The 24,582-nt window shown below is 62.9% G+C and carries 21 protein-coding genes; 6 read left to right on the top strand and 15 right to left on the bottom strand.

Going from position 1 to position 24,582, the window contains the following annotated elements:
• Positions 1-43: 43 nt before the first annotated feature.
• From V3587_RS05445 to V3587_RS05425, 5 genes are read right to left on the bottom strand one after another with little or no spacing between them, the layout of a single operon-like run.
• A complete protein-coding gene (locus V3587_RS05445) occupies positions 44-685 on the bottom strand; it encodes a TetR/AcrR family transcriptional regulator (protein WP_054780876.1) in 642 nt (213 codons plus the stop codon).
• Between the two features lie 5 nt (positions 686-690).
• The gene (locus V3587_RS05440) at positions 691-2,427 is read right to left on the bottom strand and encodes an ABC transporter ATP-binding protein (protein ID WP_030536297.1); all 1,737 of its coding nucleotides are present in this window, start codon (positions 2,425-2,427) and stop codon (positions 691-693) included.
• Positions 2,424-4,349: an ABC transporter ATP-binding protein gene (locus V3587_RS05435; protein ID WP_230587544.1), complete on the bottom strand. Its 1,926-nt coding sequence runs from the start codon at positions 4,347-4,349 to the stop codon at positions 2,424-2,426. The genes V3587_RS05440 and V3587_RS05435 overlap by 4 nt, the downstream gene beginning before the upstream one ends.
• On the bottom strand, positions 4,346-5,338 hold the full coding sequence (locus V3587_RS05430; protein ID WP_058037023.1) for an ABC transporter substrate-binding protein: 993 nt from the start codon (positions 5,336-5,338) through the stop codon (positions 4,346-4,348). The genes V3587_RS05435 and V3587_RS05430 overlap by 4 nt, the downstream gene beginning before the upstream one ends.
• Before the next feature lie 55 nt (positions 5,339-5,393).
• Positions 5,394-6,776: an MFS transporter gene (locus V3587_RS05425; RefSeq protein ID WP_030536300.1), complete on the bottom strand. Its 1,383-nt coding sequence runs from the start codon at positions 6,774-6,776 to the stop codon at positions 5,394-5,396.
• Positions 6,777-6,860: 84 nt separating this feature from the next.
• Between V3587_RS05425 and V3587_RS05420 the strand changes: the two genes are divergently transcribed.
• Together V3587_RS05420 and V3587_RS05415 are read left to right on the top strand one after the other, a co-directional pair.
• Positions 6,861-7,499, top strand: a complete 639-nt coding sequence (locus V3587_RS05420; protein ID WP_030536301.1) for a TetR/AcrR family transcriptional regulator — start codon at positions 6,861-6,863, stop codon at positions 7,497-7,499.
• Between the two features lie 71 nt (positions 7,500-7,570).
• Positions 7,571-8,545, top strand: coding sequence for an ABC transporter substrate-binding protein (locus V3587_RS05415; RefSeq protein WP_283376188.1), 975 nt, complete (start codon positions 7,571-7,573; stop codon positions 8,543-8,545).
• 1 nt (position 8,546) lies between these two features.
• Here V3587_RS05415 and V3587_RS05410 read toward each other — a convergent pair whose 3' ends face one another.
• From V3587_RS05410 to V3587_RS05385, 6 genes are read right to left on the bottom strand one after another with little or no spacing between them, the layout of a single operon-like run.
• Positions 8,547-9,587, bottom strand: a complete 1,041-nt coding sequence (locus V3587_RS05410; protein ID WP_007728999.1) for an ABC transporter substrate-binding protein — start codon at positions 9,585-9,587, stop codon at positions 8,547-8,549.
• The gene (locus V3587_RS05405) at positions 9,584-10,435 is read right to left on the bottom strand and encodes an ABC transporter ATP-binding protein (RefSeq protein ID WP_050794099.1); all 852 of its coding nucleotides are present in this window, start codon (positions 10,433-10,435) and stop codon (positions 9,584-9,586) included. The genes V3587_RS05410 and V3587_RS05405 overlap by 4 nt, the downstream gene beginning before the upstream one ends.
• 23 nt (positions 10,436-10,458) lie before the next feature.
• A complete protein-coding gene (fepG, locus tag V3587_RS05400; RefSeq protein WP_003946259.1) occupies positions 10,459-11,508 on the bottom strand; it encodes an iron-enterobactin ABC transporter permease in 1,050 nt (349 codons plus the stop codon).
• A complete protein-coding gene (locus V3587_RS05395; protein ID WP_003946222.1) occupies positions 11,505-12,632 on the bottom strand; it encodes a Fe(3+)-siderophore ABC transporter permease in 1,128 nt (375 codons plus the stop codon). Before V3587_RS05395 ends, fepG begins: the two co-directional genes overlap by 4 nt.
• Positions 12,629-13,111, bottom strand: a complete 483-nt coding sequence (locus tag V3587_RS05390; RefSeq protein WP_283376187.1) for a siderophore-interacting protein — start codon at positions 13,109-13,111, stop codon at positions 12,629-12,631. The genes V3587_RS05395 and V3587_RS05390 overlap by 4 nt, the downstream gene beginning before the upstream one ends.
• Positions 13,066-13,464, bottom strand: a complete 399-nt coding sequence (locus V3587_RS05385; RefSeq protein ID WP_283376241.1) for a siderophore-interacting protein — start codon at positions 13,462-13,464, stop codon at positions 13,066-13,068. The genes V3587_RS05390 and V3587_RS05385 overlap by 46 nt, the downstream gene beginning before the upstream one ends.
• 308 nt (positions 13,465-13,772) lie before the next feature.
• On the opposite strand from V3587_RS05385, the gene V3587_RS05380 reads away from it, so the two are divergent.
• The gene (locus V3587_RS05380) at positions 13,773-15,431 is read left to right on the top strand and encodes an ABC transporter ATP-binding protein (protein ID WP_228232783.1); all 1,659 of its coding nucleotides are present in this window, start codon (positions 13,773-13,775) and stop codon (positions 15,429-15,431) included.
• The gene (locus V3587_RS05375; RefSeq protein ID WP_007729003.1) at positions 15,428-17,185 is read left to right on the top strand and encodes an ABC transporter ATP-binding protein; all 1,758 of its coding nucleotides are present in this window, start codon (positions 15,428-15,430) and stop codon (positions 17,183-17,185) included. Before V3587_RS05380 ends, V3587_RS05375 begins: the two co-directional genes overlap by 4 nt.
• A gap of 43 nt (positions 17,186-17,228) precedes the next feature.
• Here V3587_RS05375 and V3587_RS05370 read toward each other — a convergent pair whose 3' ends face one another.
• On the bottom strand, positions 17,229-18,053 hold the full coding sequence (locus tag V3587_RS05370; RefSeq protein WP_042920975.1) for a helix-turn-helix domain-containing protein: 825 nt from the start codon (positions 18,051-18,053) through the stop codon (positions 17,229-17,231).
• A gap of 139 nt (positions 18,054-18,192) precedes the next feature.
• On the opposite strand from V3587_RS05370, the gene V3587_RS05365 reads away from it, so the two are divergent.
• Positions 18,193-19,683, top strand: coding sequence for an acetyl-CoA acetyltransferase (locus V3587_RS05365; RefSeq protein WP_058037027.1), 1,491 nt, complete (start codon positions 18,193-18,195; stop codon positions 19,681-19,683).
• Positions 19,684-19,763: 80 nt separating this feature from the next.
• Here V3587_RS05365 and V3587_RS05360 read toward each other — a convergent pair whose 3' ends face one another.
• Positions 19,764-21,002, bottom strand: a complete 1,239-nt coding sequence (locus tag V3587_RS05360; protein WP_283376186.1) for an HNH endonuclease signature motif containing protein — start codon at positions 21,000-21,002, stop codon at positions 19,764-19,766.
• A gap of 291 nt (positions 21,003-21,293) precedes the next feature.
• Between V3587_RS05360 and V3587_RS05355 the strand changes: the two genes are divergently transcribed.
• A complete protein-coding gene (locus V3587_RS05355) occupies positions 21,294-21,791 on the top strand; it encodes a TetR/AcrR family transcriptional regulator (RefSeq protein WP_047272611.1) in 498 nt (165 codons plus the stop codon).
• Here V3587_RS05355 and V3587_RS05350 read toward each other — a convergent pair.
• Positions 21,788-23,596: an ABC-F family ATP-binding cassette domain-containing protein gene (locus tag V3587_RS05350; RefSeq protein ID WP_003946255.1), complete on the bottom strand. Its 1,809-nt coding sequence runs from the start codon at positions 23,594-23,596 to the stop codon at positions 21,788-21,790. The two genes, V3587_RS05355 and V3587_RS05350, sit on opposite strands and share 4 nt — an antisense overlap.
• Complete coding sequence (locus V3587_RS05345) at positions 23,596-24,531, bottom strand: 4-(cytidine 5'-diphospho)-2-C-methyl-D-erythritol kinase (protein ID WP_042921272.1); 936 nt, start codon at positions 24,529-24,531, stop codon at positions 23,596-23,598. The genes V3587_RS05350 and V3587_RS05345 overlap by 1 nt, the downstream gene beginning before the upstream one ends.
• Between the last annotated feature and the right edge of the window lie 51 nt (positions 24,532-24,582).

The following is a 24,582-nucleotide window of genomic DNA, read 5'->3' as shown; positions in this document are numbered from 1 at the left end:
TATCACGCCGAAACGGGCATTACTCTCAAAGCTAGTAGAAATGTCAGCCGATAACACGCTTTTCCAGGCCGTCGAGCATGATCGTGATCTTCTCGTCCAACCAACCTCGCCCGTGCCACGTCGATTCGTCGCCGATTCCCTCGATCAACGACTCCGATGCATTCCAACTTTCCTGATACGCCTGTCGCGCGGAACGTGAATCGGCGGAGCTGACGGTCTTGTCCATCGCCGCCATCATTGCGAACTGCGTCATCGTCACCTCGGAGATGAAGTCCACCGCCAATATCGCATCGTGGGGTGTGAAGCCTTGCGCAGTCAACGAACCGACCAGTTTCTCCACGATCTCGATTATCGCCGGCGGCGTGCCCGGAACTGCGAGACCGACCTGGGCCAGACCTGGATAGCGCTCGAACGAGGACCACAGAACGTCGCAGAAATCCTTCAGGAATTCGCGCCACGGACGATTCGTATCGGGCCATACAGTCTGACGCACAACATGATCCGAGCAGGCACGCAGCAGCGCTTCGCGGTCTGCGAAGTAGCGATAAAGTGCAGAATGACTGACGCCCAGCCGCTTTGCCACGCTCGGCATGGTCAGTTCACTCAGATCACCGGCGAGGGCGGCCTCGACGATGTCCACTGTCGACAACGTCGGCGGCCGCCCCGTCTTCTTTCCGGTCTGCATTCTGCTCAGCTTGCCACCAACCGCCATCCCGACGCACGGTGGCGCTGATTCCAGAACGCGGCGTAGTTCCCACCGGCTGCGAGCAGGACTTCGTGGGTGCCCACTTCGACGATCGAACCGTCGTCACCGAGCACGATGATCTGATCTGCGGCCACGACGGTCGACAGTTTGTGAGCGATCACGAGCAGTGTGCTTTCCCTGGCGAGTTCTTGCATCGCACGTTGAACGTGTGCCTCGTTCTCGGGATCGAGCGCGGCAGTCGCCTCGTCGAGCAGAACGACAGGTGCGCGTTTGAGGAGTGCGCGTGCAATGGAGACCCGCTGCCGCTCTCCACCGGACAGTGCCGTCCCGCCCTCACCGACACGGGTGTCCCAACCCCGAGGAAGCCGCTCGACGATTTCCGCGACGCCCGCGATCCGAGCCACGTCGAAGACTTCTTCGTCCGTGGCTTCGGGGCGGCCGAGGCGGATGTTCGCGATCAACGTGTCGTCGAAGAGGTACACGTCCTGGAAGACCAGAGACAGCTGCGACATCAGGTCGGCACTCGTGAGGTCCCGCACGTCGACGCCGCCGACACGCACCACACCGGAGTCGACGTCGTAGAAGCGCGAGATCAACCGGGTGACGGTGGTTTTGCCGGACCCTGACGGACCGACCAACGCCGTCAACGACTTCCGTGGCACGTCGAAGGAGATGTTTCGCAGAACCTGCCCACCGTCCGCGTATCCGAAGTCGACGGCGTCGAACTGCACTGCCGTCTCCCCCGTCGCCGTCCCGCTGGTATCGGGTTCGACCATTGGTTCAACTTCGAGGATCTCGGACATTCGCCGGATTTCATTGCGTGCCATTCTGATTGCACCGCCGAACTCGCCGATCTCACCCAGCGGCTGGATGAACCGTGCGGTCAGTCCGAGTAGCGCGATCAACGTGACCGGATCGATGTCGCCGCCGAGCGCGAGGAACGCGCCCAAGATGATCACGGCAGAGAACACGAATTGCAGGGCGATCCCGTTGACCACGGACCCGATCACCACGAACCACAGTTGTGAACGACCGGCAGTGTGTTGCGCTTCGATCGCGTCGTCGAGCGGTTCGTACACCCCGTGGGTGCGTCCGAAAGCACGCAGGACCGGTTGGCAACGCGCGTATTCGAGCACTCGATTGTTCGATTCGACGGCCGCTGCATGAGCCCGATCGTCGGCCTTGGCAGTCATCGTCGAGGCAAATCGTGCTGCCGCGAAGAGAATCGGAACGCTGATTACCAGCGCGAGCCCGAGCCGCCAGTCGAAGAACAACATGCACACGACAATGGTTGCCGGGCTGGCAATTCCGGAGATGATCGGTGTCATCAGGTGCGCAGCGGCCCCCATCACCGAGATGGTGCCCTTGCTGGCAACCTGCGATACCTGCCCGAGTCGGCCGGCGCCGAACCAGCCGAGCGGCAGAGTGACGAGATGATCTCCCAGGCGCAGATGCATCGTCCGCAGCAGAGTGAGGGCCGACTCGAAACCCTTCATCGCCTGCAGGTAGTGCGCAATCGAACTGATCACAGCGCATACGGCCATGGCGGCGAGCCACCGAACGAAACTGCCCCAGCTCTGATCGAACAGTGCCTGCACCGCAGGGACCAGAAGCGCCACTGCCAAACCCTGCATCACGCCGTACAACACTGCCCACACCAGGAACTCGCGATAACGGCCCTGATTCTGCGGGCCGAGTATCCGGAAGAGGTCGCGAATCATGAGTTGGCCTTTCCTGCTGCGTCAGACTTACCTGCGGTGTTGCGTTCAATCGAGTCGGCCCGACTGTGCTCAATCGAGTCGGCCCGACTGTGTTCAATCGAGTCGGCCCGACTGTGACTCGCCCACATCCGCGCATAGGTTGAACCACTCGCCACAAGCTGATCGTGCGTGCCCTTCTCCACGATCCGTCCGGCGTCGAGGACCACGATCTGATCGGCACTCACGATCGAAGCCAACCGGTGCGCGATCACCAGCACGGTGCGCCCCACCGTCAAACGCGACAGCGCTTCTTGGATATCGGCTTCGGACTCCGGGTCGGCGAACGCGGTTGCCTCGTCGAGCACGAGAACAGGAGTGTCCGCGAGAATCGCACGCGCGATGGAGACTCTTTGGGCTTCACCACCCGAGAATCTGGCGTCGACCCCGACCACCGAGTCGTACCCCCTCGGGAGCGCTTCGATTCGGGTGTCGATCTGCGCGGCTGCGGCAGCGGCCTTCACCTCGGCCGAAGTCGCCTGCGGTTGGGCAAGCCGAATGTTGTCGAGCACGGTCGCTTCGACCAGCTGCACGTCCTGCAGAACGAATCCGACGTGGCGGTACAGCTCGTCGGTAGCGACTTCCCTGACGTCGACACCACCGATGGCCACGGATCCGGCACGCACGTCGTGGAACCTCGGAACCAGCGTTGCCAGCGTCGACTTACCCGAACCCGAAGGTCCGACCAGCGCCGTCACCGTACCCTCCGGCAGCGTCAGATCAATGTCGGTCAGAACGTCGGCGCCGTCGTCGTATGCAAAGGAAACTCCGGAGAATCGAACTTCGTTCCCCACAGGCTTTTTCGGATGATCGGTTTCCGGCAGAGCGTCGGTTGCGAACAGCGCGATCAGTCGCGCCGCAGCGGCGGCTGCCTCACGGCGAGCCTGCATACCGAAACCGATGGTCGTCACCGACACCGGAATCACCATCGCGACAAGAGAACTGGTCAGCACATCGATGGGTGACACCCATCCGGAGTGAACGAACCACGAGCCGAGGCCAAGGTTGACCACCAGCACAACCGGTGCGCTCAACGCAATCGAGGCCAGCGCCTCGGTCCGGAGCATCGGGCGAACCCAGCCCTCGTACGAGACGGCAAACGCCTTGGCAGCGTCGCGGTATCGAGAATGTGACTGCTTGTCCTGACCGAAGGTCTTGACCACTGCGATGCCGGTGACGAACTCGACGATGGTGTTGCTGATGGCCGCGATGCCCTCATTCATCCGGCTCATCTTGACGGCCATGTCCTTGGTCATCATCGCGTAGGCGATCATGTAGATCGGGAGGGTGGCAATCGCGACCAGTCCCAGACGCCAGTCGATCGAGATCACGTAGCCGAGCCCGACGAGCGGCACCGCGATGGCGCCGGTGGTCTCGACGGCGCTGTGCGCAACCAGGTAGTGGAGATCGGAGATGTCGTTCTGCGCGGCTTTTCGCACGGTTCCGGACGAGTGGGAGGTGAACCAGCCCAGTGGAAGTCGACCCAGTGTCGCTGCGATTCGACGCCGAAGCACAGCTTGAAGATTGACATCGGCGAAGTGCGTCACGATCAATGCACCGCCTCCGAAGAACGCACGCATACCCAGACCCAAGACGACCACCCACACGATCGTCCAGACGCGAGACGAGTCGATGTCGCCGCCCACGATCAGCGTCTTACCCAACTCGGCGATGGCCACGTACGGCACGATGGCCGCGACCGCGGCGATCACCTGCATCACCATCGCGATGGTGGTCCGTGTACGAACTGGCGCAAGGAGTTCGCGAAGCGCGCTCTTGTGCGCCGCCGCTTCAGCTTTGGCTTGCGAGGCTTCGGCCGTCGCTCCTTGTGATGCGTCGGCCTCTTCAGATGAAATGTCTGCTTTCGTGGCCTGTGTCGTCGTCATTTCGAGAACGCCTTCCATCGGGTAACTGCGTCGGCGTCGGATGCGATGCGGCCTTGGAGTTCCGCGCCGGTGAGAGTGCGATCGGCAAGAGCCTCGAGGTCTTCGAGGATCCAGTAGACCGCGAAAGGATAACTGCCGAACCAAAGTTCACCGCTCACGTCTGCCGTGCGTCCGGCCTTTACTGCGGAGATCTCGTTGAACAGTGGATTTGCGTGAACTAGAGCGCCGTCGTAGATGTTGCCCGAGGTCACGACCATCGCGTCCGCCGCATGCTGTCCGACCTCCTCGCCGGACACCGAAGACGTGGCAACACCTGTGTTGGGGCCGATCTTCGCGTCGAGTTCGGCTTGCGGGCGCCCGAAACCGGCTTCCTCGATGATCGAGGACATCGGCGACTGTGGGATGACGGTGTAGATGCCGCCGGAGAATCCCACCAGCACTGACAGTGTCTGCGGTTGCGCCTCGACCGTTCCGGATACTTCGGCAAATTTGGCCTCGAGCCTCGACACGATTTCGCGAGCTTCGGACTCTCGACCCAGTGCAGTCGCCGCGGTATTCAGAACTTCGCGCCACGGCGCCGCATAGGCGAGCACCGTCGTCGGGGCAATCTCGTTGGCCTGCACGGTGATCGACGTCAACGAGCCGACATCACTGAGCAGGATTCGGTCAGGATGAACGGCCGCGATCTGCTCCACATCTGGTGATTGGAAGAACGTCGGTTTGTCGACGACCTCGATCCCCTCACTCTGCAATATCTCCTTCGCCGCCTGCGACTGCAGCGTGGCGAAGACCGTATCGGGCTTGACCCCGAGCGTGAGTGCGTTGAGCGCTGCGAACTCGTCCAGTGCGAGCAGTTTCTGAGGTGCAGGTACGGCCGACGACTCGCCTGTTTCCGATGCGTCTGCGTCATCGCCGCCCACGGAGCAACCGACAAGCGCCGTTGCTGTCGCTGCGAGTGCCGTTGCTCGCAGGCCCCACTGCTGCCGCATCCTTCTCTCCCCGCTTTAGTTACACGCTGTCTCGATTAGGGGAGCCTACAATAAGTCACGCCTTTTGTGCAGTCCTCGTCGCTGGAAGTGCAATCGCCGGCAGACAGGCGACAACACTGATGACGGCACCCATCACGAACGCCAGCGCGAACGAGTCGCCGGAAATGCCGATCGCCAGGACCGCTGTGGTCACCGGGGCGCCCACCGCCGAACCGACGGTTCTGATCACACTGTTGACTCCACTGGCTGCTGCCATTTCCGATGGCGGGACGATCGAGGCAACCAACAGAGCGCAGACCGCGAACCCCACGCCGTTCCCCGATCCGACGAGGGAAAAGAACGCCACGATCGCAACCACCGAACTCGGCCAGATCGCGAGTCCGACTGCGCCCGCCGCCATGAGGGCCAGCGCTATGACAGCGGGCACCCGCGGCCCGAATCGCCGCGCGAGAGCCGGCGTCAAGCGGCCACCGAGAAAGACGAGGACAGCGGCGGGCAAGAGCGCCAAGCCGGTCTGCACAACGGTGAATCCGCTTCCATACGTGGACGTTTCCGGCGCCTGGAGGATCCGCGGCAGACAGAGATAGAAAATGTACGGCACGAACCCGAACACCAGGGTGAGTGCGCTGGTGATCATCATCGGCTTGTCCCGAAAAACTCGCATGTCGACGATCGGCGCGTCGTGGCGGGAATCGACGGCAATCAGTGTCGCGAACGAAACGAACGCGACTACCACCAGACCCCAGAATCCGAGCGACAAAACTCCCCAGTCGGAGGCTTTCGTGATCGCCAATAGCAGGCTCACCAATCCGAACGCCAGAGCGCCGGCACCGGCCCAGTCCGTCGGCATACCCGGGCGGCGATGCGAGCCCGGAACCACGGCCACCACTGCGACCAATGCGAGCACGATCAAGATCCCGGTGATCACGAACAACCACTGCCAACTGAGATACTCGAGGATGACACCGCCGATCACCAGTGCACTTCCGGCACCGATTCCCAAAGTCCCAGCGAGCCAACCTATCCCTGAAGACAACTCGGGACCTACTACCGTTCTCCGCAGTACTGCCATCGCAAGCGGGAAGCTCGCCATGCTCACTCCCTGGACAGCTCGAACGACAAGCAGCACCCCGATATTCGGGGCGGCTGCCGCGGCAAATGTCGCGAGAGCGAAGATGATCAGGACGATCACCAGGACTCGCTTGTCGCCGAATCGGTCACCCATCGCGCCGACTATCGGAGCCATCACCGCGGCCGCCAACAGGTACGCCGTCAGGATCCAGCCGGTCACCGCCACGGACGTGTCGAAATGCTCACCCAACACCGGCAACGCCGGTACCAGCATGGTCTGCATGAGCGAGTAGACGAGTACCGCCCCCGCAAGCGCGGCGATCACCCGGCTCCCGGATCGCGTGGGCGCCTCCGCCAAGGTTGTCATCGACACCTTCCTCCAATCATGAATCGAATCGGAACGGAACACTCCGTTCCGATTGAGTAAACCATGCATTGCTAGCCTGTGGGAATGGCGAAAGAGAATGCGAGCCTCCCCGGACGCGCCCGAGAAGCCGCAGACAACGACGTCACCGTACTGCGAGCAGCGCGCGAGATTTTTGCCGAACAGGGTTGGAATGCACCGGTATCGGCAATTGCCACCCGGGCCGGAGTGGGAGTAGGCAGCATCTATCGCCGATACCGAGGCAAGGAGGAACTGGCGCAATCCCTGCGCGTCTGGGCGATCGACCACCTCGCCACCCTCGCCCGAGAGTGCATGAGCACCGCGAAAACCGATGAAGCCGTATTGAAGACGTTCTTCTCGCGATATCTCACCGAATCAGTGGGACCGCTCATTCCGGTCCTCGGCGGCAAGTTACCTGAACACGCCGAAGTCACTCGTGCCGCCGAAGAATTGGAGGCCGCACTGCAATCGATGGTCGACGTCTGCATCGACGCTCGCGAAGTCCCGCCCGACTTCACTGCTGCTGACGTCATGCTCATGACAGTGCATCTGCGGCCGACTCTGCCGATCGAGGGTGATCGAGCCACCGAAATACACACGCGCTATCTCGACTTCATGCTCGACGGACTTCGTGGCGGAACACCTCGACCAACGATCACTCCCCCGTCCTGGAGCGAATGGCTTCAGATGTGGCAGGGCAACTGACCCCGAGAACACCCGAATGACATGTCAGGTTAGGCTTACCTAGCTTATTTCGCCATGTTCGGAAGGTTCTCATGAAAATCAATCGCCGGCTCGCCGGCTTCGCCACACTACCCGCCGTCGCCACGCTCCTACTCGCCGGTTGCGGAAGTAGCGACGCAGCGCCCTCTACCGAGACCAGGTCTGCCGACCAGTCCTGGAGTTACACAACGGGATACGGAAACACGATCACCCTCGACCACGCCCCGGAGCGGATCGTCGTCGACGCGTACTCCGCTGCGGCTCTGTGGGACTACGGCATTCGGCCGGTCGGCATCTTCGGTTACGGCGTCGGCAATCCAGACGTCACCGATCGCGCTGACGAGTCGACGATGACCGTCGTCGGCCGTGAAGGTGAACTCAGCGCGGAAGCTCTTGCGGCGCTGGACCCAGACCTGGTCATCGGGTACGGCAACAGCGACGACCCGACACGATGGACTTGGTGGGACGAGCCGATGGGCAAGACCGTCAACAATGTTGCACCGTTTGTCGGCGTCAAGTTCTCCGGAGCCTCGACACCGGACGTGTTGAACGAGTACGCCTCACTCGCCGAAGCACTCGGCGGGAACACCGACACAGCCGCAGCACGCGAGGGCAAGGAAGCATTCGAATCCGGTGCAGAGCGCATCCGAACTGCTGCGGCCAAGGTCGACGACATCGAAGTCCTCGCCCTGAACGGTGACAGCTCCGAGTTGTACGCAGGCACAACTGCGCTCGCTCAGTTCGGTTACCTGAAGGAACTGGGCGTGAAGTTCACCGGTCCGGGAGTCGACAAGGGCTGGGCCGATCTCAGCTGGGAACAGGTACCGGACTATCCGGCGGACATCGTGTTCCAGTTCGCGAAGTCGGCAGAGGCATTCGCGGCATCACCTGTGTTCGTCAAGCTGCCCGCGGTGACCGCGAACCAGGTGATCGACTTCGACGACAAGCGTCCCAACACCTACGCCAATTACGGCGCCTGGTTCGAGCAGGTTGCACAACTACTCGACCAGGCCCGCAACGTCGCCTGAATTACTGCCCAGCAGTGATTCGCCCGGCCGCTTCCTCGAGAACGTCGAGGAAGATGGCCGCGGTGAGCGCAAATCCTTGGTTGTATCGCGCGTCGCTGGTCAACACGTTGCCCGCTTGAACTGCAGGCAACCGCTGCCACGTCGGCTGCGTCTTGATCGCGTCGAGCGCTTCCTGATCGCGTGCTTGAGCGATGATCACATCCGCCGGAGCCAAGGTGTCGAGTTGCTCGAACGACAACTCGAACGAGTTCTCTGCATTGTCGTCGTCACGGAAAAGCACGTCCAGGCCGGCATCGAGTGCAACACTGATTCGCAGATTCCGCTGATGCACAAGGAAGCCCGTCGGCGTCTGAACGCCGAACACGATCTTCTTTCCGCCCAGCTTCTCCTGCAACATCGGTCGCAGTCTCGCGAGCTTGTCGTCGTACTCCGCAATGGAAGCCTCGGCGATCGTCACCCGGTCGAGCTGGCTCGCCTGCGCCATCAGAGCACCTCGCCAGTCGACCGGGTGCCCGGCAATCGGTTCGACGTCGTCGCCGACGACCAACAGCGGCGCGATGGAAGACAATCGCTCGGTGCCGTACCAGTCACTGGTGTATCCGATCGCAGTGATGACGATCAGATCGGGCTCGAGAGCGAGCAGAGCCTCGAAGTTGGTGGAGAAGTCGCCGGCGACGTTGACGAAGCTCGCGTCCTCGATGGTGCGGCCGGGAAACTGGAATCCTGCCTTGGCGTCGGGGAACCAGAAGTTGCCCGATCCGACGATCGGGTAGTCCATCATCATCGCGAATTCGAGGTCGACGCGGCCGTCGAGCACCACCACACGCTTCGGGTCGCGCGGAACGTCGCCGCTGAACTCGGCCCACGTGTACGGGAGAGTGTCACTGGCAGAGTCGGATTCGCCATCGGAGCTTCCGCAGGCGCTCAGCGCCAATGCTGCAGCCACACCAGCTGCGCCACCGAAGAATCGGCGTCGCGAAATGCGGTCGACGATCTGAGCCCACTCCGTGTCGGTAACCTGCGCATCCAGGACGAGTGTCATACCTTTGCTCCTTCGATGTTTCGCTGACGCTCGCGTCCCAGCGGAATGACCAGCGGTGTGTGGGAAACCGGATCGTCGATGATGCGGCACGCCATGCCGAACACCTCCTGCACCAGTTCTTCGGTGATGATCTCCGCGGGCGGGCCCTCGGCGACCACCGCGCCGTCCTTCATCGCGATGATGTGAGTTCCGTAGCGGCACGCGTGATTGAGATCGTGAAGCACCGCCACCAGCGTGTGTCCGTCGTTCTCGTTCAGATCGCGGCAGAGTTCCAGCAGCTCGATCTGGTGCGCGATGTCGAGGAACGTCGTCGGCTCGTCCAGTAGCACCAACGGAGTCTGCTGCGCGAGAACCATAGCTACCCAGACACGTTGGCGCTGACCACCGGACAGTTCGTCGACCGGCCTGGCCGACAGATCCGTGACCTTGGTTGCCTCCATCGCCTTGATGACGGCGGCCTCGTCCTCTCGGGACCACTGGCGGATCAGCTTCTGGTGCGGATAACGCCCTCGCGCAACCAGATCGGCGACTTTGATTCCGTCCGGCGCGATCGACGTCTGCGGCAGAAGCCCGAGTCGCCTCGCAACTTCCTTTGCCGGGTACGACGTGATCGCCTTACCGTCGAGAAGGACCTTGCCGGTGGTCGGCTTGAGCAACCGGGACAGCGCACGCAGAAGCGTCGACTTGCCGCAGGCATTGGGACCGACGATGACGGTGAAGCCACCGTCGGGGATTTCGACGTCGAGGTGTTCCGAGATGACGCGCTTGTCGTAACCGATCGTGACGTCCTCGGCGCGAAGCCGATTCGTCCTTTCGACCACGACGGCGGCCGTACTTGTCTCGTTCACGCTGTTCCTCGTTCCTTCACCGATCACTGCTTACGTGCCTCTCGCGCGAGAAGCCATACGAAATAGATGCCACCGATGGAGACGGTGACGACGCCGACCGGCAACTGTGTCGGCGCGAAAGCTCGCTGCGCCACCCAGTCGCTGACCATCAGCAACGCGCCACCCATTGCTGCCGACGGCAGCAGGGTCACTCCGGCACTACCGGTCAATCGCCTCACCAACTGCGGAGCCGCCAGCGAGACGAACCCGATGGGACCGGCCGCTGCTGTCACCATGGCCGTCAGGGCGACGCCGAGAACAACCAGGGATAGCCGCGTGGGTTCGGCCCGGACGCCGAGCGCCTTGGCGGCGTCGTCGCCCATCTCGAGCATCTGCATCCGCCTGCCCAACACCAGGATCAGCGGAACGAGGATGGCCAGCACGACGACCACCGGCCACACCTGAGTCCAGCCGAGGCCGTTCAACGAACCGGCACCCCACACTGCGGCAGCCATGGCGTCGTCAAGTTTCGCCTTGAGGATCATCCAGGTGTTGACCGAGCCCAACATCGCGCTGATGGCGATACCGACGATGATCAACCGGAATCCCTGCACACCTCGCTTGTACGCAAGGAGATAAACAACTGCTGCGGTGGCGATTCCGCCCACCAGAGCACCGACTGCGATCTCGTAGTAAGTACCACCGATGAGGAGGATGACCACCAGAGCGCCCGTGTACGCACCGGAGTTGAAGCCGATGATGTCCGGGCTACCCAACGGGTTCCTGGTCAGCGATTGGAAGATCGCACCGCTCATACCGAGCGCCGCACCGAGCATCAGCGCCAACAGAACTCGGGGCAGACGCCATTCCACGACGACCATGTGGATACGCGCGGGGGCTTCGCCGAACAGTGCACCGAGGACGTCCCCGATCGGCACTTGGTAGTCACCACTACCGAGCGCGATGACACCGATGGCCAATGCAAGCGCAACGAGGACGAGGCAGACTGTGACCGTGCGGACGTCGATCCGCGCGGACCAGCCTTCTTTGGGTGAGCGCACCACCGTGGTGGCGCGCCCGAAATCGATGCTCACAGACCGCTCACCTTGCTTCGACGCACCAGCATGATCAGCACCGGAGCGCCGATGAAGGCCGTGACGATACCGACCTGAAGTTCACCCGGGCGCAGCACGATTCGGCCGACGACGTCGGAGAAGAGAAGAAGAATCGGCGAGCACACCAACGTGTACGGGAGAATCCATCGCTGATCCGGTCCGACGAACCATCTCGCGACGTGCGGAACCATCAAACCGACGAATCCGATCGGCCCGGCCGCAGCTGTCGCCGCGCCGCACAGCAATGTCACCGCGATGACACCGAGGATGCGAGTACGAGTGATGTTGGCACCGAGCGAACGTGCCAGATCGTCACCCAGGGCCACCGCGTTGAGTTGGCGCGCCAACGCGAGCGCCAGGAAGAGCCCGATGAGAATGAATGGGGCAACGGCCAGAACGATTTCCAACGAACGCCCGCTGAGTGAGCCGGCATTCCACTGGCGCATCTGGTCGAAGGCGGTCGGGTTGAGCAAGGTGATCCCGGACGAGATGCCGCCGAGCACGGAGCCGATGGCAACACCGGCAAGCGTCAGCCGAATGGGCGTCGCACCACCTCGACCGATCGAGCCCAGCGTGTAGACGATCGCCGTGGCTATCACCGCTCCGAGGAACGCGAACCAGATGTACGACCAGATGCTGGTCAGGCCGAAGACCGCGACGGCAACGACCATCGCGAAGCCTGCTCCGGCATTGACACCGAGAATTCCGGGATCAGCCAAGGGATTTCGTGTCATCGCCTGGATGAGGCCACCGGCCACACCCAGTGCCATACCGACTATCAGACCGAGCAGAGTACGCGGTAGTCGCAGGTCACGGATGATCACGTGATCATTGGAATCGTCGTAGTTCACCAGCGCGTCGATCACGGTGCCGAACGGAATGGTCTTCGATCCCACCGCGATACTCAGAAGGAGCACGGCGGCGAGCACCACCAGGCACACCAGAAGACCCGCCATACGACGAGAGTTGGTCGATACCAGCCCGTCCGGTTGCTTCTGCTTCTCGTGCAGCGACTCGTCGATCAGTTCTTCGGTGTGTTTGTCGACTGCGCTCTTGTCCGCCGCACCGCTGTCGACAGCACTCTTGTCGAATCCAACGGTCACAAGCCGGCGCTCTCTAGAGTCTTCTCGACCTCGTCGCGGATCTCTTCCTCGTCGCGGTCCGATTCCCAGGCCGCATCGAGTGCCGCGCGGACACTTTCGTCGAGGGCCTCGTACTTCGCGTTCCACACCTCGGCTTTGTACGTCCAGTAGCCGATGACCTTGTACTGCTCACCCGGCAACTTCAGTTCGTGGCGAAGGTACTTGCGGATGTCACGGAGCATCGTGCTCTCGCCTGCAACCCACACGTATCCGAGTTCGGTGGGCAGGTTCATCGCGCGAACCGCGTCCGGCAACTTCGACGGTGCAACACCGTTGCCACTGCCGACCAGCCAGATGAACTCGACGTCGGCGTCCGAGGTGATCTGCTGCTTGTGAGACTCGTCCACCACCTCGACGATCGCCTTGGCCGACATCCCGGCGGGCAACTGTTCGATCAAGCGCCCGAGTGCGGGGAGTCCAGTCGCGTCGGCGACGAACACCTGCCAGCGTGCGTCGGCCGGGGGCTCGTAGAGGCCACGAGACTCGCCGATCGCCAACTTGTCACCGATCTCGGCTTCTGTGCCCAGTCGCTGGCGATACCACCCTCGTGAACGACGAAGTCGATCGTCATGCAGCTGGTTTCGGAATCGAACCGTCGCACGGTGTACGGCTGGCACGGGGACGGTTCCTCTCCCTCCGGGTATCGCCAACCGCGCGGTGCATCCGGATCTTCCGCCGGTAGAACGAACTTGCCTGTAGCCGGGACCGGGAAGTGGAGGCGCAGGTATTCGTCACCGGTACCGGTGGTTTCGAAGGCGGTCAGCTCCTCCCCACCGAACACGATACGAACCATTCCCGGGGTCACGTACTCCTTGTGAAGTACCTCGCCGAACACAAGACTCACAACAATCTCCAACATCGATGGAACATGAACCGGACCCGAACACGAGGATCTATCCGACTTCCGGACATAGTTAACCCGCGCTAAGTAAGGTAGACCTTAATTTATTGCAGTGTCGTCGATGAGTCGATGCCTTCTCCGCTGCAACGGGGCCAACTACTATCGCAATTCGGCCAACGCAATACGTATGGCCTGTTCACGACAAGTATTGGCACCGGTGTGACTTCTGACTACCGCCCACGATCCCTAGCGTGGACCCAGTGCCTTCGACACCACTTCTTTCGGCCGAGACAAACGGTCCCCCAACCAGCCCGGCGATCACGCCGCGTCAGGTAATCACACGCGCGATCGCTTCCGAAGGTCGCGGAGCCAAGCTGGCGGCCGCGTCCGTCGGCTTCACCGGCCACCAGGTCGCGGAAGCGTTGGTGCCGGTGGTGATCGGTGCGGTCATCGACCGTGCTGTGGCGACCAGCGATGCCGCCGCACTCGGAAAGTGGATCCTCGTTCTCGGAATTCTCTTCACCGGCTTGTTGCTCAGTTGGCGCTTCGCGGCGCGCATCTCCGATTCCGTCACCGAGCACGGAGCACATCGCTTGCGGATGGACATCGCGCGCCGAGGCCTCGATCCGCACGGCATGTCGCCGCGGCGTATGCCGGGCGAGGTCTACTCGATTGCAACATCCGACGCGGGTTCGGTGGCCGGATTCACGCACACGCTGAGCACCAAACTTGCGGCCGCCTGCGGAGTGCTGACCGCCGCGATTTCGCTACTGGTGATCTCGGTGCCACTCGGCCTGCTCGTCATCCTCGGCACTCCCCCGGTGCTGGCTCTCATGCAGGTGGTCAGTCGGCCGCTCGAACGCCGAGCCGAAACCGATCAGTGGCAGGGCGCCAAGGCCGGCGCGCTAGCCGCGGATCTACTCTCCGGACTCCGAATCCTCTCCGGAATCGGCGCCGGAGATGCTGCAGCGCAGCGGTATCGGGGAGCCAGCCGGACTTCGTTGGGAGCAACCCTTCGCGCACAGAGATACCAAGCGATGTACTCCGCCGCCAACGTTGCGATCGCCGGCGCTTTCCTCGCCGTCATCGCGTACGTGGGCGGACGGATGGCAGCGTCCGGGAGCATCTCGGTCGGTGAATTCGTTGCCGTGGTTGGTCTGGCACAGTTCCTTCGGGGTCCGTTGATCGACATCATCTACTTCGGCGCCGGTCTGGCACGGGCGCGTGCTTCCGCCAACCGCGTCGCAGCACTTCTCGGGACCACCGAGGCTGTGACTCCCGCGGGTGAACCTGTGTCCCTGAATCACTCCGAGTTCCTGACGCTGCGCGACGTCGTGTTGGCCGGAGCGTCACCAGTCGATCTCGACGTCAAACGCGGCGAGATCATCGGCATCGTCACCGAGAATGCCGCCTGGGCGGATGCGTTGGTCGACGCACTGGCGCGTCGAATCGAGCCTTCGAGCGGAACAATTCATCTCGGCGACAACGCCATTCACGAGCTGCACATCGACGAACTTCGCACTCACGTTCTGGCAGCACCGCACGACGCGGCACTGTTCATCGGCACAGTCGGCGACAACATCGACGCCCTCGCACCGATCGGCAGCCGCAACGACGAGGCCATCGCCGCTGCTGCGGCAGATCAAGTGATCTCGGCACTGCCGCTCGGCCTCGCAACCCGAGTCACCGAGCAAGGGAATTCTTTGTCCGGCGGTCAGCGTCAGCGCATCGCGTTGGCGAGGGCACTGGCGAGCGAAGCTCCCGTCCTGGTGCTGCACGATCCCACCACTGCCGTCGACTCCGTCACCGAAGCGCGCATTGCTCGCGGGATCGCCGAGGTACGCGGGGCACACGCCACAATACTTCTGACCAGCAGCCCCGTGCTGCTCGATATCTGCGATCGGGTGATCGAGCTGTGAACGAACTACTCCCCACCGCAACACCGAAACAGGCGCGGCGCGCGGCACTTCGGTTGATGGGACCCCACCGAATTTCCGCGATCGCAGCAGTCGTCACCCTGACCGCCGCGACCGCGATCGGTCTGCTCACACCGCTGGTCCTCGGCGCCATGGTCGACGCCGTGACCGACGCAGACGGCGACGCTGTCTCTCGCATCGGCACACTGACTCTCGCGTTGGTCGGTATCGCGGTTGCCTCATCCCTTCTCGTCGGAGTGAGCAACTACCTGCTCGCCGGCGTCGGCGAGCGCGTTGTCGCCGACCTTCGCGAAGAAGTCGTCGTCCGGGTTCTCGACCTTCCGCAGAGCGACGTCGAACGGGCCGGGCGCGGAGATCTCGTCTCCCGCATCACCGGCGACGTGCGGTTGGTGACCCGGGCCGTATCCGAAGCACTTCCGGTTTTTGCCACCGCGGCACTGACCATCGTGTTGACCCTGATCGGATTGGGTAGCCTCGATTGGAGATTCGCCGTCGCCGCGGTGATCGCGGCACCCATCCAGATCCAGGCGCTGCGCTGGTACCTCTCGAGGTCGGCACCGGTCTACCGCGAGGAGCGGGAGGCAGAAGGTGCACGTGCGCAACAGCTCCTGGACTCGCTGAGCAACTCCGACACCGTCGGATCGCTTCGCCTGGCCCAGCCGCATCTCGAACAGATCGAATCTCGATCGATGACGGCCGTCCGGCTGAGCTTGTTGACCACGCGTCTACGCACCAGGTTCTTCGGCCGGCTCAACATCGCGGAGTTCATCGGCCTGTCCGCTGTGCTGATCACCGGCTTCTGGCTGGTGAAGGACGGTCAGATCAGCATCGGTGCCGCCACCGCCGCAGCCCTGTTCTTCCACCGCCTCTTCGATCCGGTGGGCGCGGTTCTCAGCGTGTTCGACGAATTGCAGGAAGGCACAATCGCGTTGGCTCGCCTGGTCGGAGTCACGCTTGCGCCCGTGCCATCTGCACCGACCGATCCGCAGGAACCTGTCGACAGCTCAGCTTCTTTGGAACGCGTCACATTCTCGTACCGAAGCGGCGACGCTCCTGTTCTGCGAGACATCGACATCACCATTCCGGCAGGAACCGTCACCGCACTGGTGGGCGCTACCGGAGCCGGAAAATCTACAGTCGCAAAGCTGATCGCGGGAACCTACGAACCGACCGAAGGCGTCGTGAAGATCGGGACGGTGCCCCGGAACGAACTGCCACCGTCGACATCTCGGAGCGCGGTGGCCCTCGTGACTCAGGAGGTCCACGTCTTCGCCGGCACGTTGGCCGAGGATCTGCGGCTGGCCGACCCGTCGGCAACCGACAACGACATCACCGCGGCGCTCGATACCGTCGGCGCGTCGGATTGGCTGCGGGCTCTCCCGGACGGACTCGAAACCGTGGTCGGAGACGGTGGACACCGGCTGACCGCAACACAGGCACAACAACTTGCGTTGGCAAGAATCGAATTACTGGATCCGCCGCTGCTGATTCTCGACGAGGCGACCGCCGAAGCGGGCAGCGCCGGAGCCAGGGTCCTCGACGATGCCGCTCTCGCTCTGACCAGGGGTCGCACTGCTGTCACAGTGGCACACCGACTCTCACAGGCCGTCGACGCCGATCAGATCCTGGTGATGGACGACGGCCGCGTCGTCGAGCACGGCTCTCACGACGAGTTGGTCAACCTCGGGGGTCGGTACGCGGAGCTGTGGGAAGCGTGGTCCGCTCCGCGGAGTTGACCGCGACGGTTGCACCGAGCACTTCCGCCCGGTGCAACCCAACTCATGCGTGCAGAAGGTACGGCACCGATTCGGGCGCCACACTCCCCTTGTTCATCATGCTGCCGGGTGTGCGGCCGGTGACCCGGCGGAACACTGCGACAAAGGCACTCGGAGTTTCGTATCCGACCCGCCTACTGACAACCGAAACCGGCACTCCAGCAGCTAAATACGTCAATGCTGCGCGGACACGTACCTGAATTCGCCACTGCGCAAAAGTCATTCCCGTGCCCTGCGCGAACACACGCGTCAGCGTACGGACGCTACCGCCAGCCGTCAGCGCCCATTCGGACAGCGACCGCTGGTCTGCCGGATTGGCGACCAACGCTTCGGCAACGAACAACGCTCGCGGATCGGTCGGCATCGGAACCTCCACCGCAGCGACTTCGAGCGGCTGCAACATGTCGAAGGCCACCCGCTCGGCGCGACTGCGCGCCTCGTCGGGCATGTTCCGCCGATGCATGTGCAGGAGTACCTCACGCAGGAGAGCGCTGACACCGAACAAGCCCGGAACACCCGACGGCGCCTCGTGAGCCTCGGGCCGGAAGTAGGTGCAGAAGAACTCCGTACCCGGACCGGCCTTCACGGCATGCAACGCCCCGGCAGGCAGCCACAGTCCGGCCGAAGGCGGCACCTCCCAAGTGATGCCGTCAGCGACAACCGTGAGCATTCCACCGGAGTTTCCCCAGATCAGCTCATGTTCAGGATGACGATGCGGGGCCCACTGCCGCTGATGAGAGAGCTTCAGAGTCACCGTTGTCATCGAGTAGGGGTGATCGATGGAACGCGGCCCCACGGGCACCGAAATTCTCTCTGCCACAGCTGTCATGAAGACGAGTATAGGACTTTCGTTAGGCATACCTAAATAGGAACCCGAAAATTGTTGACTGTGACCCCAGAGTTACACATACCAGGGTCCCCGATATCGTGACTGCAACTCCCGGCTACGGGTCGGCAACGAGAGGTACATGATGGTTGACGCATCACGAATCCCGGTCATCGTCGGCGTCGGCGATCTGCGCTGGAATCCTGCCGACGGGCACCGCGAACCCCTCGATCTGATTCACGACGCCACCGTCGCCGCGTTGAACGACAGTGGACACGCTGAACTGGGAACACAGATCGATTCCGTGTTCGCGATCAAGACAGTCAGCTGGTCGTACGACGATCTCCCCGGGCTGCTTGCCTCACGATTAGGCGCGACCCCCACGGTCACCTCTACCTCGCCGATCGGTGGCCACTGGCCCGCGGCGCTCCTCGATCGGATCGGCGCGGCCATCGCTCGCGGTGAATCCTCGGCTGCTCTGCTCGTGGGCGGCGAATCGCACGCCAGCAGCACCGCGCTGCGAAAGTCCGGAGTCGCCCCCGACTCGATCGGGTGGACAGCCGCGCCCGGTGGGCCTCCCGGATTCGATCCGACCGACCTGGGAAGCCCCGAAATGCAGCGCGCCGGTTTCATCGTGCCGACTCGTGTCTACCCGCTCTTCGAGAACTGTTTCAGTGCTGCCGAGGGCCACGACGCCCGTGAATCGCTCGACTGGTCCGCGCGGATGTACGCCGCGTTCTCGGAACTGGCTTCGAAGAATCCCGCCTCCTGGACGTCGGAGATCCGATCGGCAGACGAGATCGGCACCGTCGGCCCCGGCAATCGGATGGTCTCCGAGCCGTACCCGCTGATGCTCAACGCCATGCCTTTCGTCAATCAGGCTGCGGCCGTTGTCGTCTGCTCGTTGTCGACGGCCCGCGAGTTCGGGATCGATGAAAACAAGCTGGTGTACCTCTGGGGCGGCGCAGGTGCGAGTGATCCGTTGGACATACTCAGCCGCAACAGCTTCGACAGCTCGGCCGCGATGCATGACGCCGTACATCGCACACTCGACGGTGCCGGAGTCGGCGCCGACGCACTCGACATCGTCGATGCCTACAGCTGCTTCCCGATCGTGCCCAAGCTGTTGATCCGCGAACTCGGACTTCCCGATACCGCGATCCCAAGCGTCACCGGAGGACACTCGTTCTTCGGCGGACCGCTCAACAGCTACACCCTGCATTCCGTCGCTGAAGTCACCAGGCGAATTCGCGACGGCGCGAACCTTGCCCTCGTCCACGGCAACGGTGGATTCCTCACCTACCAGCACTGCGTACTGCTGTCGTCCGCCGCTCACGCTGGCGGGTACGTCGGTGATCCCGACGCACGCGCGCTAACTGCGGAGGTTCCGGAACTGATCACTGATTACACGGGCACGGCGGAAATAGTTACGGCCTCTGTCGAATACGGCCGCACCGGGGAGCCTGAGATCGGGTTCGTGATCGCGGCAACGCCGGACGGCGGCCGCGTCGCCGGTCACACCGGTCCCGAGAATGCCGCCGAACTGACCCAGCTTCGCGGTGACAACCCTCCGTCGATCGGGCGAACTGTTCACATCAGCGACGAGAACGGGCGACTCACGCTCACGTTCTGACAGTAGCGTTCTGACAGTAGACAGCCGTCAGCACCGGGGCATGGTGATGCCCCGGTGCTCACGTCTTCAGTTGTCGCGATTCACGCCGCGGTGGGTGGGCTGTTCCCGCCGATCAGCTGCTGATACGGATCAACAGACATCGGCGGATAGAACACCGATTTGCGATCCGGCCCGATCTCCACCCGCCATTCGGTGTGGTGCATCGTCCGGTGGTGATGACCGCACAACAAGATCAGGTTGTCGAGATCTGTTGGGCCACCATCGTTCCAGTGAACAATATGATGGGCATCGCACCACCCCGATGGTGTCCCGCATCCCGGAAACGCACACCCACCATCACGAACCGCCAACGCCCGCCGCTGGGGTACCGTCGCGGTCCTTGCTTCTTTGCCGCAGTCGAGCGGAACACCGTTCTCGTCCAACAAAATCCGGGTGACCGTGCAGTCGCACGCCAGCATCCGGGCAGTATCGATACTGATCGGACCTACCCAATCCGTCCACGCGAAACCCAGTTCCTGAGTCGACGGCAGTAGATCCTTCAATGCTTTGAGGTCGGTCATGTCTTTTGCACTGGCGGTGACTGTGATGTGCGGTTTCACTCCGCCTTCGATCGGACCCAGCCCCGCCCGCTCGTACCGCCGCAACAATTCGCAGAACCCATCCGCCCGTCGTAATGCCGGCGTGCGGGCGTCCTTGACGCCGTCTTTCTCCGGCGTCGGCGCCGACAGGCTCGACAGCAACGTGATCAGACGTGCCCCGTTCACAGCATCCAGGTCGCCCTTCACGGTCACCCGCCCGTACAAGCCTTTCGAGGCGTAGAACTCGTTACGCTCCGAATCCTCACCCACCGGAACGCCGTCTTCGCGTTTGCCGTACTGCTTCTCGATCCGCCGGATCGCTGCCCGCACCGCATCACAATCGGCGATGTTCTTCGACGCCAACCCCAACAGAATCCCGCGGGCCTTGTCCACATCCGCCAGGGTCATGTTCTTCGGCGGATGCTGACAAAACGACGCCACCTGCCGCGCCTTCAACGCATCCACGTCACCGCGATGGAATGCATCCGCGACAACAGGTTCGAGCATCAACAACCGCGCCAACCCGACCAGCAGGCTGCACTCACCGATCTCCAGATTCGTCGAACCATGCAACCACTGCGCGATCGCCCGAAAACCCTTCCCGCCGAGAACCTCACGGGAAAACATCTCCACGATCAACAACACCATCCGCGACTGCAATTCGTGTCGGGCGCGCACCAGATCCAGAACCTCACTCTTGAGGTCCTCGCCATCCAGCTGCCACGCTTCCCGACTGTCCATGCTCAAAGTTTAATCGAACATACTTTCGATAACCAGAGACAAACCGGACAACTTCGGGAACATGAAGTCTCGAGACCTGTTGAAGTACATAAACATTCGCCTAGTCGTCCAATATCACGCGATAGAAGACATACCCCGCAAAACACGCAATCGCAACAACGCACAGCACGAGCAGGATGTCGAAAAAGACGACCATGCTTCACCCCCGGTGAGTTCAACCCAGTTCGAAAACTTCTCCAAAAAGAAGAAATTCTCCACGTGGAGAAGAACGTATCACGGTATCTTCTCTGCGTGGAGAAATCGACTCGAGAAGCACTTCTGGACGCCGGGCTCGACCTGCTGGGCCGGGTTGGGTTTCGAGCCTGGTCGATGAGAGGCGTCGAAGACGAGGCGGGCGTGCCACACGGCAGCGCACGGCACTACTTCGCAAACCAGCGTGGACTGATAGTCGAGGTGGTGCGGCATCTTCTGGACGGTGATCTTCCTCGCCCGGGCGAGACGCCGAAGCAACAGGTGGCCCGGTGGCTGGGGCCGGAGTCCGGTCGCACTCGTGCTCGCTACGAACTGATCATCGCGGCATTCCACGATCCCGACCTCGCAGTGGAACTGGTGCGTGGTCGGGATCGGTTTGTCGACATCTTGATCGAACGCGGCATGACCTCGTCCGATGCAACGGAGTTGGTCGCAGCACTGGACGGGCTCGTTCTGGACGCACTGCTGCGCAGGCATGCTCCGGAAACCCTGGATCCCGAGCGAATCTTCAAGAGGTTCGCAGCGAAGTTCCCCTAGCCGTCCAGCTCGGCGAAGAGCTCCATCCACTGCTCTTCGGCGGCTTCCTTGTCGGCGATGACCTGCTTGAGTTCTGCGCCGAGTTTCTGCAACTTGTCCGGGTCGGTGGCCGCGTCGGCGAGGGAAGCGTGCAGCTTCTTCTCTCGGTCGTCGAACTTCGCAATTGACCGCTCGAGCTTCGAAAGTTCCTTGCGTGCAGCGCGATCCGCGGCGCCGTCGCGGACCTGCTTGCTCTTCGACGCACCACTCGCCGTCGAAGCCACCGACGGGTTGTCGCCATCCCCCATTGCTGCGCGCCGACGCAGGTAGTCCTCGATACCGCCGGGCAGGTTGGTGAGCTTGCGGTCACCGAAGAGCGCCCAAGTGGTGTCACAGATGCGCTCGATCAGGTACCGGTCGTGCGAGATGACCACCATGGTGCCCGCCCAGCCGTCGAGCAGATCTTCGAGTTGCTGAAGCGTGTCGATGTCGAGATCGTTGGTCGGCTCGTCGAGAAGCAGGACGTTGGGCTCGGCCATGAGGACACGCGTCAACTGCAGACGTCGGCGCTCACCACCGGAGAGATCACCGACTGGGGTGCGCTGACGCGCCGGCGTGAAGCCCAACCGCTCAGCCAGCTGACCCGCCGATACTTCCTTGTCTCCCAGCGTGATTCGCTCGGCTACATCCTTGACCGCGTCGAGTACGCGCATGTCGGTCGGTAGATCGTCGAGTTCCTGCTTGAGCCAACCGATGTGGACGGTCTGCCCCTGAATGCGCTTTCCGGCGGCAGGCTCGAGTTCGCCGGCCAGAGTCCGCAGCAGAGTCGTCTTGCCCGAGCCGTTGACACCGACCAGGCCGACACGCTCACCTGGAGCGAGACGCCAGGTCAGATCCTCGACGAGTACACGGCCGTCCGGAGTCTCCAGACGCGCGTCTTCGAGTTCGATGACAACCTTGCCGAGTCGACGCTGGGCGAAGGACGCAAGTGCCACCGCGTCACGAGGTGCCGGAACGTCGGCGATCAGGGCCTCCGCGGCCTCGATGCGGTACTTCGGCTTGGACGTACGGGCCGGCGCACCGCGGCGCAGCCATGCGAGTTCCTTGCGTGCAAGGTTGCGTCGACGCTCTTCGGAAGCGTCAGCCTGACGCGAACGCTCGGCGCGAGCGAACACCCAGTCGTTGTAGCCACCCTCGTAGCTTTCGACGCCGCCGCCGACAACCTCCCAGGTGCGGGTGGCGACGGTGTCGAGGAACCAGCGATCGTGGGTCACGACGACAAGCGCGCTGCGACGCGAGACGAGGTGCTCGGCCAACCACTGAACACCTTCGACGTCGAGGTGGTTGGTGGGCTCGTCGAGCACCAGCAGGTCGAGGTCCTGAACCAGGGCCGCAGCGAGAGCCACGCGGCGACGCTCACCGCCGGACAGGCCGTCGACCTTGGCATCCAATGCGGACCGCTCGCCGCCGGCGCCCAGGTTGTCGATGCCGATACCCGAGAGCACCGAACGGATGCGCGCGTCGCCGGCCCATTCGTGTTGCGCCACTCCGAGCGGCCCCAGGACCACTTCACCGACGGTGGAGCCGGGAGGCAGTACACCGCGCTGCGTCACGACGGCCATACGCAATCCGCCGACGCGGCTGACGCGTCCCGAATCCGGCTGCTCCACACCCGCGAGGACTTCGAGCATGGTCGTCTTACCGCCACCGTTGAGGCCGACGACGCCGATGCGCTCGCCCTCCTCGACGCCCAGGGAGACCCCGTCGAGCAACGGCTTGACGCCGAAAGACTTCGACACGTTTTCCAGATTGATCAGATTCGCCATCAGTGCTGTCCCTTTGCCGCATTGTCGAGTATTCGTGCTCCGGGAACGGGTCCGCTCGCCACGCGAACGGTGCGGCACACCCCCGCTCCCGCAAGTTCTGCGCTCACTTCCACCGCGGACTGTGCGTCGGCGCAGAGAAAGGCGCATGTCGGTCCGGAGCCGGAGACGATGCCGGCCAAAGCTCCGGCTTCGACGCCCGCTCGAAGCGTCCGTCGTAGATCCGGGTTGAGTGAGAGTGCCGCAGCCTGCAGATCGTTGCCGAGCAGCGACGCAAGCAGATGAGCGTCACCCGTGGTCAGTGCCTGGATCAACGCATCGGCGCTCCCCACCCGTTTCGGGGAGCCTTCTGCCCGCAGCTTGTCCAGCTCGCGGAACACGACCGGTGTGCTCAAGCCACCCTTCGCCAGCGCCAACACCCAGTGAAAAGTGTGGCGGGTCAACACGGGGACAAGTTGTTCGCCGCGGCCGGTTCCGAGGGCAGTGCCACCGTGCAGCGAGAACGGAACGTCACTCCCGAGGCGTGCCGCAAAAGCGTCGAGATCAGGCCGCGAGAAGTCGAGCTTCCACAAAGCATTGAGCGCAACCAAAGCGGCGGCTGCGTCGGCACTCCCGCCGGCCATTCCGCCTGCGACGGGGATGCCTTTCTCGATGACTATCTCGACGTTCGGGGCCACGCCACCCTCGACGGCGAGCATCTCGGCGGCACGCCACACGAGGTTGGTGCGATCGGTCGGCACGGCCGCGGCGTCGTCGCCGATCACCCGCACGGTCAAGGTGTCCGCAGGCGCAACCGTGAGGGTGTCTGCCAGCGACAAAGCCTGAAAAACCGTCGTCAGCTCGTGATAGCCGTCGTCTCGCAGGTCCCCGACGGCAAGGTGGAGATTCACCTTGGACGGGGCCCGGACGACTACGGGGCGTGGAACGACGGAGAGCACAAGGAACAACAATAGGCGCTGCGAACACCTGGGCGAAAACCTGCGACCGCC

The sequence above is a fragment of the Rhodococcus sp. IEGM 1306 genome (assembly GCF_036541985.1).
Taxonomy (GTDB): Bacteria; Actinomycetota; Actinomycetes; order Mycobacteriales; family Mycobacteriaceae; genus Rhodococcus_F; species Rhodococcus_F qingshengii.
Note: the sequence above shows the minus strand (reverse complement) of the source record. Positions and strands in the feature narration are given on the sequence as shown.